We start from the raw sequence: 13,334 nt of genomic DNA on the forward strand, positions 1-13,334 counted from the left end.
GCGGTCGTGGGCGGGCTGTCCAGGGCCACAGCGGTACCCGACCGAGGGCCGCACCCCCAGAAGGTTTAGCGTCGTGGCCGTGACGACCGTGCCCTCGGGTTCTCCCGCCGACCCGTGGCCGATCTCTTCGCTGCTGTCCGGGCTGATCGACGACACCAGCCTGCTGCAGCCCAGGATGGTCGCCCCGGGCGTCGACGCGGTGGTGGCCCGCTATCTCTCGGCCCGTGACGGCAGCTACGGCGGCCTCGTGGGGCGTCTGGTGTGCCCCGCGTCCCGGCTTCCCGCGCTGGTGACCGAGCTGGCCCGGTCCGCGCCCGCGCGTCCGGTCGATCTCGCGCTCGTCGTCGACACCGGGCTCGGCGCCGTGCCCAAGGCTCTGTCCACCGTGTTCTCCCGCTCCACGCTGCTCACCCCGCGCACGGTCGAGACCGCCGCGCCCCCGGACGTCGACGCCGTGTGGCTGGAGCGGGTCTCGGAGTTCGTGCCCGAGGACGTCACGCCCGTCGTCGAGCCGCGACGCCCGTTGGAGGGCACCGAGGAGGAGACGAACGCCTGGCTGGACGCGGTGCGCCGGGTCGCCGAGCACGGATGCGTGCCGAAGCTGCGGGCCGGCGGTCCGCGCGTCTCGGACGTGCCGACGATCGCCGACGTCGAGCGGTTCGTGGACGTCGCCGTCTCCGCCGGGCGCGGGTTCACCGCCGTGGGCCTGCGCGACGTCGTGCGGCCCGCCGCGGAGACCGCGCAGGACCGCAGCCGGCACGGGGTGCTGAATCTGCTGGTGGCGGTGGCCCGCGCGATCAGGGCCGGCGAGCCCGACGGGACCGTGATGGGCGCGCTGCACGAGACGGACGGGCCCACGCTCGCCGGCGAGCTCCAGCGGCTCCCGGCCCGGGGCGTCGAGAGTGTCCGCGGTCTGCTGGGCTGCTGCGGGCTCGACCCGGAGCCGGTTCCGATCAAGGACCTGGTCGCCCTGGGTCTCCTGGAGTAGAGGGACGCACCCGGCGCCGGCGAGCCCCCTCCGCCCCGCCGGGACGAGGTGCGCCCCGGCCCGTGTTTCGCGGAGCCGGGGAACCCGGTTCGGAAGTTCGGACGTTCGGGTGAGTGGCGTGCTCGAAGCAGACCAACCGGACGAGGGGAACCGGTGGCGGACCCCCTCATGGCCGTCGCTACAGTCGACCTTCGTGCCCCGAATCGGTTTCCTCGGCCCGCACGCCACCTTCACCGAACAGGCGCTCCGGTCCCTTCCGGAGTCCAGTGACGCGGAGCTCGTGCCCCTTGCCGGCAGCCCGGCCGTCCTCGCGGCGGTCCGCGACGGCTCCGTCGACGCGGGCTGCGTGCCGATCGAGAACAGCGTCGAGGGTGCCGTGCCGCCCGTGCTCGACGGCCTGGTCGACGACCCGCCGCTCGTCATCGTGAAGGAGGCGCTCGTCGCCGTCCGCTTCACACTGCTCGTCCGCCCCGGCACGACGCGGCAGGACATCCGCACCGTCGCCTCGCACCCGCACGGCATCGCGCAGACCCGCGGCTGGATCGCGGCGAACCTGCCGGACGCCGAGATGCGGACCTGCTCGTCCACCTCGGAGGGGGCCGCGCAGGTCGCCCGCGGCGAGGTCGACGCCGCGGTGTCCAGCCCGCTCGCCGCCACCCAGCACGGGCTCGACGTCCTGGCGGACGACATCGCGGACAACCCCGGCGCCGTGACCCGGTTCGTGCTGCTCACCCGGCCGTCGAAGCCCGCGCCGCCCACCGGACGGGACCGCACGACGCTCGCGGCCCGGACGGAGAACCGGCCGGGCTCGTTGCTCGAGCTGCTCACCGAGCTCGGGATGCGCGGGATCGACCTGACCCGCATCGAGTCCCGGCCGATCAAGGACCGGCACGCCGAGTACTGGTTCCACCTGGACTGCAGCGGGCACGTCGCGGAGCCGGCGATGGGGGAGGCGCTCGCCGCGCTGCACCGCCGCTGCGACGTGGTCCGCTTCCTGGGGTCCTACCCGCGCGCCGCCGGGACCGCCGGTGCCGCCGCAGGAGGCACCTCGCCGGCCTCGGGACCCGGGGCGGAGGAGTACGCCGCCGCCGAACGCTGGCTGGCCGATCTGAGGGACGGGGTGCGGACATGACGTTCTCGCCGTACGAGCCGGAGCGCGACGAGCTGCGCCTGGTCCTGGTGCGCCACGGCCAGACCGACGCGAACGTGGAGCGGATGCTGGACACGGTCCTGCCCGGCCACCCACTGAACGAGACGGGCCACGAGCAGGCCAGGACCGTCGCCGAGCTGCTCGCGGACTGGCCGGTCCGCGCGGTCTACGCGTCCCTCGCACAGCGCGCGCGACAGACCGCCGAGCCGATCGCGCGGGCGCTGGGGCTGGACGTCACCCCGGTCGAGGGCGTGCACGAGATCTTCTGCGGGGAGCTCGAGGGCCGCTCGGACAACCTCGCCCGCCGAGAGTTCGAGGAGGTCTACGAGGCCTGGTGGGGTGGGGACCTGGGCCGCTCGCTGCCCGGCGGCGAGTCGGCGAAGGAGCTCCGCGAGCGCTACCTGCCGGTCGTCGAGCGGATCGTGGAGCACGCCGAGGCGACCTACCCGGCCGGGTCGATGGTCGTGCTCGTCAGCCACGGCGCGGCGATGCGGCTGGCCGCGGGCGCGCTGCTCGGGGACACCGCGGAGACCAGCTACGTCCCGAACACCGGGCGGGTGGTGCTGCGCCGCGACGCCGGCACCGAGACGGGCTGGGCGCTCGAATGGTGGGACTCCGGGCCGACCCTCACCGGGGACGTGACGGCGGGGGCGCCACCCGAGACGCGCTGAGCCGGGTTCTCGGCACCCTCCCGGGCTCAGCCCCAGCCGAGGTCGTGGAGGGTGTCCTCGTCGATCCCGAAGTGGTGGGCGATCTCGTGCACGACGGTGACCGCGACCTCCTGGACGACGTCGTCCGCCGAGTCGCACACGTCCAGGATCGCCTCCCGGTAGATCGTGATCCGGTCCGGCAGGACGCCGCCGTAGTCACTGGTGCGCTCGGTGAGGGCGACGCCCGTGTACAGCCCGAGCAGCGACGGCTCCTCGTCGTTGCGGTCCTCGACCAGCACGACCACGTTGTCCATCGCCGCCGTCAGTCGGGGCGGCACGGTGTCGAGGGCGTCGGACACCAGCTCCTCGAACCGCTGCCGGCCCATCACGACGGGCACGGTCCGCCCTACGTCCCGACCGAGACGGGCGGCGACCCCGGGTCGGCCGCGGGCTCGGTGGTCGGGGCGGCGGGACCCGCCGGCGGCGGCACCGGGGCGGGGGGCTCGCCGCTCGGGGGCGCGGCGTCCGAGGGCGGGGCCTCGCCGCTGGGCGCGGTCGACGGGTCCGCGGGGGCGGGCGGGTTCGCGTCCGGCGAGTCGGTGGGCGGTGCGGGGACGCCCGGGGTGCCGCTGGCCGGCGGGGCGACCTGGTCGCTCACCGAGACCGACCCCTTGACCGGGCCGGTGACCGGGGCGAACCCGCTGCGGTCCGGCAGCAGGGCGGCCAGGTTGCAGTTGACCCGCCGGGTGCCCGCGTTCCAGGACTCCTCGGTGAGGTTGTCCCAGTAGACCGTCAGCTTCTTGTCCGTGATGACCTGCTGGCCTCCGGCGTACTCGCCGGCGATCCGCGAGCACTCGGGCTGCAGGAAGTTGTCCTGGTCCCCGACGGCCGGGAAGGCGTTCGGGAACTTACCGGCCAGGTCCACGATCCCGACGGTCTCGACGGCGTGCGGCGCGTCGCAGGAGACGGGGTCCCCGACGGTGCGGCCGTCGATCGCGAGGCAGGTGCCCGGCTCGTGGACGCCGGACTGGTCCTGGTCCGCGGCGCGGCCGGTCAGCGGGTACAGCGCGCCGGAGTGCGAGGCGCTCTGCAGGCCGCAGCGCAGCTCGCGGTTGCCGTCGTCCCACTTCTTCTGCGACGGCTTGAGCGCGCCGACGCGGTACCTGCCGTCCGGGTCGAACTTCCCGTTCAGGTAGCCCAGCACCACCGGGGTGCAGCGCTCGTTGACCAGCTGCTGCCAGGTGCGGTCGTCCGGGAGGCGCGGCTGGTCCGCCAGCTGCACGGTGCCGGCCTGCTCGAACAGGTGCGGCCGGGCACAGTCCACGACCGCGGTGTCCGCGGCGTCCTTGCGGGACCAGTTGAGGCAGGTGCCGGGGGACGTCGGGGGCGGCGGCGCCTCCTGGGCCTCGTCCGCTGCGGTGCCGGCCGGGGACGGCAGCGCCGCGAAGGACCCGAGGACCGGCACGGTGGCACCGGCGACGGTGTCCAGGGTGGCGACGCCGAGCATCGTCAGCGCGCCGATCAGGATCGCGGTCACGACCCGCTTCGACTGGCGCACGGACGGCAGGCCGCCGGGCGTGCGCGGGCTCTTCGCGGGCGGGCGGGTGGACCGGGTCGCGCCGCTGCGCGGGGCGCGCGGCTCCGCCGAGGAGCCCCGGGGGACGAGGAGCTCCGGGGAGCGCGGACCGGTCGGTCGTCCACGGCGGCGGCCCGGGTGGGCTGCTCGCCCGACGGCGTGAAGAGAGGGTCCATGGCGAGCGCCATCATGCCGTCCCCGGAAGAGGGACCCCGGATCGGTGCTGTGATCACTCGGTCATCGGTCGGGGAGGTGCTGCGAGACGTCGGAGGGGACCGTCGGGCGAACCGTGTGGGTGATGTTCGTCGCCGGGAGGTGGAGGCGCTCGACGAGCGGGGCCGTCCACACGGCCGAGCGGTACGTCGCGGTGCCCGGGCATACACGGTGTCTCAGGACGCCCCGCCCGGCAGGTCGAGGCTGATCGACCCGGGCACCGGCCCGGCATGGAGAGTCCGCGCTGCCGGGAGCGATATCGAGCCGAGATCCAATGAGGTGACGTCCGTCCGCCGGCGGCCTGTACCGTGCGCGCGAGGGGTGGTCGACTGATGAGCGAGAACGACGGCCGGGGCGGGTCCGGTCAGCCCGCCGAGGGTGCGGGCGCCGGGGACGAGCCGAGGACCGAGTCCGTCCCCTCGGCCGAGCCCGGCCGCGGTTCCGGCGACGAGCCCCAGAACGGCCCGCCGGCACGGCGCGGCCGGATGGAACGCCAGGACGCGAGCACCACCCCGCGCGAACCCACCCTCGCCGAGAAGCGCGCCCGCCTGCAGGCCGAGCGGCGCCGCCGGGACGAGGAGCGGGAGGCCGCCCTCAAGCAGGAGGCCTCGCACAAGAAGCGCAAGCGCATCCTGATCGGCGCCGGCGTCACCGTCGGCGTCGTCGCGCTGATCGCCGTCGGCTATGCCGTGACCGGCGACGACGAGACCACCGAGGCCCGCTGCACCGACGAGCACAACGTCGTCGTGGACGACAGCAACTGCGTCACCCCCGCGGCCGGCAACGGGGGCTACATCGCCGGCGGCGGCTTCTTCCCGATCTTCATCGGCGGCGGCGGCCGGCAGTACCACTACAACTACGGCGGCTCCGGCAACATCGGCCAGGTCGCCACCGGTGGCACCACGGTGCCGCCACGCACCGGCTCGGTCGCCACGCCGTCCGGCAAGTCGATCTCCCGCGGCGGGCTGGGCGTGAGCGGCGGGGGCTCCTCGTCCGGCGGGTCGTCCTCCGGCGGCAGCAGCAGCGGGAGCTGAGGCGTGCGCAGGGAACGAGGAGCCCCGCGGCCGGACTGGCAGCGGAAGGTCCGCGAGCAGGGGCTGGTCTACGACGCCCCGGGCCGCGGCGAGGGCGGTGTCTCGCGCCCGTACTGGGACGAGTCCGTCCACTACGTCTTCGACATGGACGAGATCCTGTCCCTCGAGGCGGACGTCGAGCTGCTGCACTCGATGTGCCTCGAGGCGGTGGACCACGTCGTCACCACCGAGCGGTACCGGGACTTCGCGCTGCCCGAATGGTGCTGGGAGGACGTCGCGAAGTCGTGGAAGCGGCACGACCCGCACGTCTACGGCCGGTTCGACCTGCGCTACGACGGCTCCGGGCCGGCGAAGATGCTCGAGTACAACGCGGACACCCCGACCACGCTGCTCGAGGCGTCGATCCTGCAGTGGTACTGGCTCAAGGACACCCATCCCGACGACGACCAGTGGAACTCCCTGCACGAGCAGCTCGTCGAGCGGTGGACGCGGATCAAGGACCTGCTGCCCGGCTCCGAGGTGCACTTCACCTGGTCCGGTGGGGACACCTCCGGCGAGGACCACGTGACCGTCGGGTACCTGCAGGAGACGGCGGCCGAGGCCGGCCTGGACACCGTCGGGCTGGCCATCGAGGACCTCGGCTGGGACGTGGACCTGGACCGGTTCGTCGACCTCGCCGAGTCGCCGATCTCGGCCGTCTTCAAGCTGTACCCGTGGGAGTGGATCCTGGGCGAGGACTTCGGCAAGCACGTCGTCCGGAGCCTGCCGGAGACGCTCTGGATCGAGCCCCTGTGGAAGACGCTGCTGTCCAACAAGGCGCTGCTCGCGGTGCTGTGGGAGATGTACCCCGGGCACCCGAACCTGCTGCCCGCGTACCTGCGTGACCCGGGCCTGCTCACCGAGTACGTGCGCAAACCCCTGCTGGGCCGGGAGGGTGCGAACGTGGACATCGTGGCGCCCGGCACGGCCGAGGTCTCCACGGGCGGCGTGTACGGCCAGGAGGGCTTCGTCTACCAGCTCTTCGACCCGCTGCCGCAGTTCGACGGGTTCCGCCCCGCCCTGGGCGCGTGGATCGTCGGCGACACCGCCGCCGGACTCGGCATCCGCGAGACCGTCGGCCTGGTGACCGACGACGGCGCGGCGTTCGTCCCGCACCGGATCCCCACCTGATCCCCCGCACGGTCCCTGACCCAGCTCCCCCCGCACCGCCTCCGGAGGCATCGAAGTGCTCACGACCCTTGCTCTCGCGCCGGGTTTCTTCTCGAACGTCGGCCGCGGGATCGGCGCGATCCTGCTCTACGCCGTCATCGGCCTGCTGCTGATGCTCCTCGGGTTCTGGGCGATCGACCTGACGACGCCCGGCAAGCTCAACCGGCTCGTCCGCGACGGCATGCCGAACGCGGTGATCGTCACCTCGGCCGGCATCGTCAGCATGGCGTTCATCGTGGTCACGGCCATCTGGGGCGCGTCCGGCGCGCTGGCCGAGGGCCTGCTCGCGTCGCTGATCTTCGGCCTCGTCGGGATCATCGCGCAGGTGGCGGGGGTCCGCGTGCTCGAGTGGATCACCGGCATCCGGATCGGGGCCGTCCTGGCGGACCCGGAGCGCCGCCCGGAGGCCTGGGTCGTCGCGGCCGCGCACGTCGCGCTGGGCCTGGTGGTCGCGGTCGCCATCATCTGACGCCGCCGGTGCCTCGGCTGCCGAGGCGTCCGGCCGGCGGGACCGGTCCGGGCCCCGGCCCGGTCAGGTGCGGGCGGGCTCCGGCGCGGCCGCCACGGCCACGCGCCCGCTCGCCGCGGGAGCCGTACGGGACGTCGCACGGTGCCGTACCGCCAGCACGACGATCCCGGCGGCGATCCCGATCGCGGTGGTGACCAGCCGGGCCGCCAGGAGCGCGCCGGTGTCGACGCCGCCCGATCCCGGGGTGCCGAGCAGCATCGCCAGTGGCGTGATGAACAGCAGCGCGATCCCGTAGTTGCGCATCACGAAGAGCTCGGCCCCGAGCTGGGCCACGACGATCGCGACGATGACGGCCCACGCCGGCAGGTCGAGAGCGAGCACCCCCGCGGCGACGACGAGGCCGGCGCACGTCCCGCCGATCCGGAGCAGGCCGCGGGCCAGGCGCTTCGTCGGGCCGGGGACCGAGAACGGCACGACCGCCGCGATCAGCGCCCAGTAGCCGTGGTCGAGGCCCGCGCCGGCGGTGAGCAGCCCGGCGAACGCGACCGCCAGGACGACGTCGACGAGGGTGCTGCGGGAGCCGCTGCCGCGCGCGAGCACGTCCCGGACCGGCACCACCCGCAGCGGGCCGCGCTGCCGGTCGTCGTGCCGGACGATGCCGCCGGCCGCGCCGACGAGCACCGAGAACGCGGCCGACGCCGCCGTGACCCCGACGGCGAGCAGGATCCCGGGCGCGTCGTGCGCGGGCATGGCGGACGAGGCCCCCGCCGCGAAGACGAAGAACATCGGGCCGGCCGGCTTCCAGCCGACGACCTCGGCGATCACGGCCATGACCGCCGTCAGCAGGACGAGCACGCCGAGGGCGCCCCAGGGTGCCCCCGGCAGGTGGGCGGCGAGCAGACCGATCCCGACGTTCGCGGTGAGCAGTGCGCCGATGAGCGCCTGCTGCCGGCTGCGGAGGGGGAACCGCAGGGACCGGCCGTAGAAGGCGGTGAACGCGCCGAAGCCGGCGAACCCGGCGAGCTCGAAGTGGCCCAGGAGCACGAGCAGGACGAGGGGCACGCCGACGGCGACGCCGCAGCGGAGCGCGGGACGGTGCGCACCGGCATGCGCCTCCCAGCGGATCAGCTCCTCGATCAGCCCATGTCGCACGAACGCATCCTTTCACCGGTGTAGTAAGCTGAGGATAGTTCACTGGTGAATGAAAGGTCCACCCATGCCTGCGGAACGTGATGCGATCGACGGGATCCGCGCGGACTGGGCCGCCCTGCGTCCCGACCTGGACACGGAGCCGATCGAGGTCCTCGGCCGGATCCTGCGGGCCGCCCGCGTCCTGCAGCAGGCGGCCGATGCCTGGCTGGAGTCGTCCGGGATCACCCGGAGCGAGTTCGACGTCCTCTCCCAGCTCCGCCGGGCCGGCCGGGGGCTGCGGCCCGGGGACCTGACGGCCGGGATCGTCGGCTCCCCGGCGGCCACCACCAAGCGGATCCACAAGCTCGTCGCCGCGGGCCTCGTCCTGCGCGCGCCCGATCCGGCCGACGGCCGCGCCGCCCTGGTCGAGCTGACGCCGGCGGGCGTCGAACTGGTGGACGAGGTCCTCCCGCGGCAGGTCGAGGCGGAGCGCCGGCTCGCGTCCGTCCTGGACGCCGACCAGCGCGCCCAGCTCGCCTCGCTGCTCCGGACCGCGCTCCTGGCCTGGGAGGCGCCGGCGTAGCGCCTCAGTCCAGGGCGGCGACGTCCGCCACCCGCGCCTCGGGATGCGGCATCGCGGCCATCTCCGACCGCACCTGCCGGGCCACCGAGGCCAGCTCGCCGTCGCGGGCCAGGGTCGTCAGGGCCTGCGCGGTGACCCTTCCGGTGAGCCCTGCGCCCCGGCGGGCGACGAGCTCGGCGTTGAGCCGGCGGTCCCCGGGCCCGGGCATCGCGAGCTGCGGGATCCCCGCGGCCAGGGCGCCGAGGGCGGTTCCGGCCCCGCCGTGGTGGACCACCGCCGCGCACACCGGCAGCACCTCGGCCAGCGGCACCCAGCCGACCGTCCGGACCCGCCCGTTCGCCCGGCGTTCCAGCCGCGGCTCCGGGCGGACCAGCACGATCTCCGCGTCGACCTCCCCGGCGACGGCCAGCGCCGCGGGCATCGGGTCCCCGCCCGGCCCGGGTACGGTGCTGCGGCTGACGAGGATGCGCGGCCGGTCCGACGGCGTGCGCAGCCAGGCCGGGACGACGCCCGAGCCGCCCGAGCGCGGCACCATCCGCATCGGCCGCCCGGTCCGCGGCCCGACGACGCTCGGCGGCGCGATCGTGAGGACGAACTCCGGGTCCGGCAGGCCCTCGTCGAAACCGTGCCGGCGCAGTGCCCGCTGCATCAGCCGGGAGCCCGCGGTGGCCCGGACCAGTGCCGGACCGTCGAAGAACGAGTTCTCCTGGAGCACGGCCGGGACGTCGTGCCGGGCGGCGGCGAGCGCCCCGGCGACGGCGAGCGGCTCGTGGATCACGACGTCCGGCCGCCACTGATCGACGACGGTCACCATCCCGTCCGCGAGCTCCTCGTTCAGTGCCCCGAACATCCGCGACACCATCCGGGTACCGGCGTTCCCGGCGAGCTCCGCGCGGGCGTCGAGCGGGTGGGCCAGCATGGTCCGCGCCGCGATCCGGCCGAACGAGGTCTCCCGCGCCACGTCGATGACCGGCAGCTCGCCGGTGTCCACGTTCAGCGCGTCCCCGCCGGTGGCGAGCAGCACGTCGTGCCCGGCCGTCCAGAGCGCCTCCGCCAGCGGCAGCATCGGGATCAGATGCCCGGCCAGCGGCGCGGACACCACGAGCACGCGCATGTGGGCGACTCTAGTGCGGCGCACGTAGTCTGGTGGACGTGATCAGGGACCGGCGGGAGCTGTAGTGCAGGCACCACGGCTCGTCGCGTCCGACGTCGACGGCACCCTCCTCGACGACGACGGTCGGGTCACCGCGCGCACCGGGCTGATCATCGGCCGGCTCGTCGCCGCCGGGACCGGGTTCGTGCTCGTCACCGGCCGTCCGCCGCGCTGGATCCCGCCGATCGCGTCGCAGGTCGGCGTCGTCCGGTACGCGGTGTGCGCGAACGGCGCGGTGCTCTACGACCTCGACGAGGACCGCGTGGTGTGGTCCCGCACGCTGCCTGCCGAGGCGCTGGCAGAGCTGGCCACCGCGGCCCGAGAGCTGCTGCCGGGGTCGACGCTGGCCGTCGAGCGGGTGGGGGAGGGCGCGTTCGACGCGGCCGCCGCGCAGTTCGCCGCGGAACCGGACTACGAGCACGCCTGGCCCGACGCGGACAACTCCAGCGAGGCCCGCGACGAGCTGCTCGCCCGGCCGGCGGTGAAGCTGCTGATCCGGCATCCGCGGATGACCAGCGACGCGATGATCGCCGCGCTCGAGCCGTCCGTCCAGGGCGTCGTCGACCTGACGTTCTCCCACCCCGGCGGCCTCGTCGAGGCGTCGCCGGCGGGGGTGACGAAGGCCACCGGGCTCGCCGAGGTGGCCGCCCGGCTGGAGGTCGCGGCCGCGGACGTCGTCGCGTTCGGGGACATGCCGAACGACCTGGAGATGCTGCGCTGGGCGGGGCACGGCGTGGCGATGGGCAACGCCCATCCGGCGTTGAAGGCGGTGGCGGACGAGGTCACCGCGTCGAACGTGGACGAGGGCCTCGCGCTGGTCCTCGAACGCTGGTTCTGATCCCCGGCCGGGCAGGCCCTCCGGGGGTGGCGGCGCTACCGCGTAGCATCACGGTCCGTATCCGTGCCTCGTATCGATGCACAGCCCGTATCCGCCCCGCAGATCGGCGTCGGCTGGTGACAGCCGTGCGCACTGGAGGCCTGCTCGTGGCCGAGCTGTCGAACACCACCGCCGGGACCCCCGTCCTCGACCCGTCGACGGACCTGCCGGCCCCCGACCCCGCGGGCGAGGTCGCGCTGCTCGCCGCGGTGCAGGGCGCCGTCGCCGCACCGCCGGTCGTCAGGGTCGCGCGCGGCATGTCGCACTTCGGCGAGCACGCCGCGGGCTGGCTCGCGATCGGCCTGGTCGGTGCCGCGGTGCACCGCAAGGACCCCGGCCGTCGACGCGAATGGCTCGGCTCCGCCGCCGCCGTCGCGCTCGCCCACGGCGCGTCGATCGGCGTGAAGCGCGTCGTACGCCGCCCGCGGCCGGACGACCCGTCCGTCCGTGTGCTCGTCGGCACCCCCAGCCGGCTGAGCTTCCCCTCGTCCCACGCTACGTCGACCACCGCGGCCGCCGTCCTCTACGGCGGGCTGCTGCGCACGCCGATCGGCCTGGTGACGGTGCCGTTGATGGCGCTGTCCCGGCTGGTGCTCGGCGTGCACTACCCCAGCGACGTCGCCGCGGGTTCCGCGCTCGGCGCCGGCGTCGCCCTCGTCTACCGGCGCGTGCTGCGCCGTCGTACCGCCCGGAGGAAGATCCGCTCATGACCAGCACCGACGTCACCCCGAAGGTGGGGGCAGCCCCGCCGGATCCCCGAGGGACCTGGTCGCCGGCGTGGTCCGGACGATGCGCCCGCGGCAATGGGTGAAGAACGTCCTGGTGCTGGCCGCACCGTTCAGCTCGGGTGATCTGTTCCAGGGGCCGATCGCGCTCAAGCTGCTGATCGCCTTCGTCGCGTTCTCCCTGGCCGCGTCGGGCGTCTACCTGGTCAACGACGCGAAGGACGTCCTGGCCGACCGCGCGCACCCGACGAAGAAGGACCGGCCCATCGCAGCCGGGATCGTGCCGGTGAAGGTGGCCTACGCCGTCGCGGTGGTGTTGTTCGCCGCCTCGATCGCCCTGAGCCTGCTGGCGTCGGTCCAGCTGCTGATCGTGCTGGGCGTGTACATGGTGGTGCAGCTGGCGTACTGCTTCTGGCTCAAGCACCAGCCGGTGCTGGACATCTGCATCGTGGCGTCCGGCTTCCTGATCCGCGCGATCGCCGGCGGCGTGGCCGCGGCGATCCCGCTGTCCCAGTGGTTCCTGCTGGCCGCCGGCTTCGGCTCGCTGTTCATGGTCGCGGGCAAGCGGTACGCGGAGATGATGCTCGCCGAGAAGACCGGCGCAAAGATCCGGAAGTCCCTGGAGAGCTATTCCCCGTCCTACCTGCGGTTCGTGTGGGCGCTCTCGGCCACGACCCTGATCATGACCTACTGCCTGTGGGCCTTCGAGATCCGCGCCGCACACCACAACTCGGTGTGGTCGGTGATCTCGATCGTCCCGTTCGTCGTCGCGGTGCTGCGGTACTCGGTCGACGTGGACAACGGCAACGGCGGGGAGCCCGAGGAGATCGCGCTCGGGGACCGGGTGCTGCAGGTGCTGGCGCTGGTGTGGGTGGCGACGCTGACTTTGGCGGTCTACACGGGCTGACCGGCGCGTGTCACACAGCTGTCACCCGCACGTCGTCGCGAGGGTCGCCCACTGTGCGCGGTAGGGTCCGCTCCGTGGTGGGATCGGCAGATACGGCATCGGCGGCGTACTCAGAGCGGTTGGCCGACCTGTCGGGCGCGCGCTGGAAGCAGGTCCTGGACGTGCAGCGGCCCTACCGCTGGAACCTTCGCCGGCTGCTCGGTGAGCGCCGAACCCTGGATGTCGGGTGCGGCATCGGCCGCAACCTCGTGAATCTCCCGCGCGGCAGTGTGGGCGTGGACCACAACGCCAAGTCCGTCGCGATCTGCAACGAGAATGGCCTCGAAGCCCGTACCGTCGACGATTTCCTCGCCCTGCCGGTCGATGAGCGTGGCCGGTTCGACGGCATGCTCGCCGCCCACCTCATCGAGCATCTCCCCGAGGGCGCAGGCCCGGAGGTGCTGCGCCCCTACCTTCCGTCGCTTCGGCCGGGGGCTCGGGTCGTGCTGATCTGCCCTCAGGAGCGAGGCTTCGCGTCTGACGAGACGCACACCGTTTTCACCGACCACGCGATCCTGCGCTCCGTCTGTGAGGAGGTCGGCCTGGAGGTCGAGCGGGAGTTCTCCTTCCCGTTCCCCGGGCTACCGGCAAGGTCTTCACCTACAACGAGTTCGTGACCGTTGCACGAGT

14 protein-coding genes and 1 pseudogene are annotated in these 13,334 nt (G+C 73.8%); 11 read left to right on the forward strand and 4 right to left on the reverse strand.

From position 1 onward, the window contains the following. Positions 1–79 precede the first annotated feature (79 nt). The 3 genes from WBK50_RS32470 to WBK50_RS32480 all read left to right on the forward strand — a co-directional run bounded on the left by WBK50_RS32470 (position 80) and on the right by WBK50_RS32480 (position 2,809). Entirely contained in the window at positions 80–988 is a 909-nt protein-coding gene (locus WBK50_RS32470; protein ID WP_341339195.1) for a hypothetical protein, read from the forward strand. A 193-nt stretch (positions 989–1,181) separates the two neighbouring features. Beyond that, positions 1,182–2,120, forward strand: coding sequence for a prephenate dehydratase (gene pheA, locus WBK50_RS32475; protein ID WP_341339196.1), 939 nt, complete (start codon positions 1,182–1,184; stop codon positions 2,118–2,120). Then, positions 2,117–2,809 carry a histidine phosphatase family protein gene (locus WBK50_RS32480; protein WP_341339197.1) on the forward strand — a complete coding sequence of 231 codons (693 nt, stop codon included), beginning with the start codon at positions 2,117–2,119 and terminating at the stop codon, positions 2,807–2,809. The genes pheA and WBK50_RS32480 overlap by 4 nt, the downstream gene beginning before the upstream one ends. Before the next feature lie 26 nt (positions 2,810–2,835). Here WBK50_RS32480 and WBK50_RS32485 read toward each other — a convergent pair whose 3' ends face one another. Both WBK50_RS32485 and WBK50_RS32490 read right to left on the reverse strand, forming a co-directional pair. Then, positions 2,836–3,186 (reverse strand): metallopeptidase family protein, encoded by a 351-nt coding sequence (locus WBK50_RS32485; protein WP_341339198.1) that lies wholly within the window; start codon positions 3,184–3,186, stop codon positions 2,836–2,838. Positions 3,187–3,194: 8 nt separating this feature from the next. After that, a complete protein-coding gene (locus WBK50_RS32490) occupies positions 3,195–4,346 on the reverse strand; it encodes a septum formation family protein (protein WP_341339199.1) in 1,152 nt (383 codons plus the stop codon). A 563-nt stretch (positions 4,347–4,909) separates the two neighbouring features. Here WBK50_RS32490 and WBK50_RS32495 point away from each other — a divergent pair. The 3 genes from WBK50_RS32495 to WBK50_RS32505 are packed head-to-tail and all read left to right on the forward strand — an operon-like array spanning position 4,910 to position 7,289. Beyond that, a complete protein-coding gene (locus WBK50_RS32495; protein ID WP_341339200.1) occupies positions 4,910–5,611 on the forward strand; it encodes a hypothetical protein in 702 nt (233 codons plus the stop codon). Between the two features lie 3 nt (positions 5,612–5,614). Further along, positions 5,615–6,781, forward strand: a complete 1,167-nt coding sequence (locus WBK50_RS32500) for a glutathionylspermidine synthase family protein (protein ID WP_341339201.1) — start codon at positions 5,615–5,617, stop codon at positions 6,779–6,781. 55 nt (positions 6,782–6,836) lie between these two features. Further along, on the forward strand, positions 6,837–7,289 hold the full coding sequence (locus WBK50_RS32505) for a DUF350 domain-containing protein (protein ID WP_341339202.1): 453 nt from the start codon (positions 6,837–6,839) through the stop codon (positions 7,287–7,289). 63 nt (positions 7,290–7,352) lie between these two features. On the opposite strand, the gene WBK50_RS32510 is transcribed toward WBK50_RS32505, so the two are convergent. Beyond that, entirely contained in the window at positions 7,353–8,441 is a 1,089-nt protein-coding gene (locus WBK50_RS32510; protein WP_341339203.1) for an FUSC family protein, read from the reverse strand. A gap of 64 nt (positions 8,442–8,505) precedes the next feature. Between WBK50_RS32510 and WBK50_RS32515 the strand changes: the two genes are divergently transcribed. Next, on the forward strand, positions 8,506–9,003 hold the full coding sequence (locus WBK50_RS32515; protein ID WP_341339204.1) for a MarR family winged helix-turn-helix transcriptional regulator: 498 nt from the start codon (positions 8,506–8,508) through the stop codon (positions 9,001–9,003). A 4-nt stretch (positions 9,004–9,007) separates the two neighbouring features. Here the strand turns inward: WBK50_RS32515 and WBK50_RS32520 are convergent, their stop codons facing one another. Continuing rightward, positions 9,008–10,117 carry a nucleotide disphospho-sugar-binding domain-containing protein gene (locus WBK50_RS32520; RefSeq protein ID WP_341339205.1) on the reverse strand — a complete coding sequence of 370 codons (1,110 nt, stop codon included), beginning with the start codon at positions 10,115–10,117 and terminating at the stop codon, positions 9,008–9,010. 64 nt (positions 10,118–10,181) lie between these two features. Between WBK50_RS32520 and WBK50_RS32525 the strand changes: the two genes are divergently transcribed. The 4 genes and pseudogenes from WBK50_RS32525 (at position 10,182) to WBK50_RS32540 (ending at position 13,321) form a co-directional block, all read left to right on the forward strand. Further along, positions 10,182–10,994: an HAD family hydrolase gene (locus WBK50_RS32525; protein ID WP_341339206.1), complete on the forward strand. Its 813-nt coding sequence runs from the start codon at positions 10,182–10,184 to the stop codon at positions 10,992–10,994. Between the two features lie 203 nt (positions 10,995–11,197). Further along, positions 11,198–11,743 carry a phosphatase PAP2 family protein gene (locus WBK50_RS32530; protein WP_341339580.1) on the forward strand — a complete coding sequence of 182 codons (546 nt, stop codon included), beginning with the start codon at positions 11,198–11,200 and terminating at the stop codon, positions 11,741–11,743. A gap of 22 nt (positions 11,744–11,765) precedes the next feature. Further along, positions 11,766–12,665: pseudogene (locus WBK50_RS32535) on the forward strand (decaprenyl-phosphate phosphoribosyltransferase); the annotation flags it as partial. A gap of 74 nt (positions 12,666–12,739) precedes the next feature. Then, on the forward strand, positions 12,740–13,321 hold the full coding sequence (locus tag WBK50_RS32540) for a class I SAM-dependent methyltransferase (protein WP_341339207.1): 582 nt from the start codon (positions 12,740–12,742) through the stop codon (positions 13,319–13,321). Positions 13,322–13,334: the final 13 nt, after the last annotated feature.

Origin of the sequence: Pseudonocardia sp. T1-2H (genome assembly GCF_038039215.1) — a bacterium.
Classification (GTDB): Bacteria; Actinomycetota; Actinomycetes; order Mycobacteriales; family Pseudonocardiaceae; genus Pseudonocardia.

What these genes read in the sequence shown, in the direction of transcription:
- WBK50_RS32520 (WP_341339205.1), bottom strand. Translation starts at nt 10,117, where the DNA reads ATGCGCGTGCTCGTGGTGTCCGCGCCGCTGGCCGGGCATCTGATCCCG.
- WBK50_RS32480 (WP_341339197.1), top strand. Translation starts at nt 2,117, where the DNA reads ATGACGTTCTCGCCGTACGAGCCGGAGCGCGACGAGCTGCGCCTGGTC.
- WBK50_RS32515 (WP_341339204.1), top strand. Translation starts at nt 8,506, where the DNA reads ATGCCTGCGGAACGTGATGCGATCGACGGGATCCGCGCGGACTGGGCC.
- WBK50_RS32495 (WP_341339200.1), top strand. Translation starts at nt 4,910, where the DNA reads ATGAGCGAGAACGACGGCCGGGGCGGGTCCGGTCAGCCCGCCGAGGGT.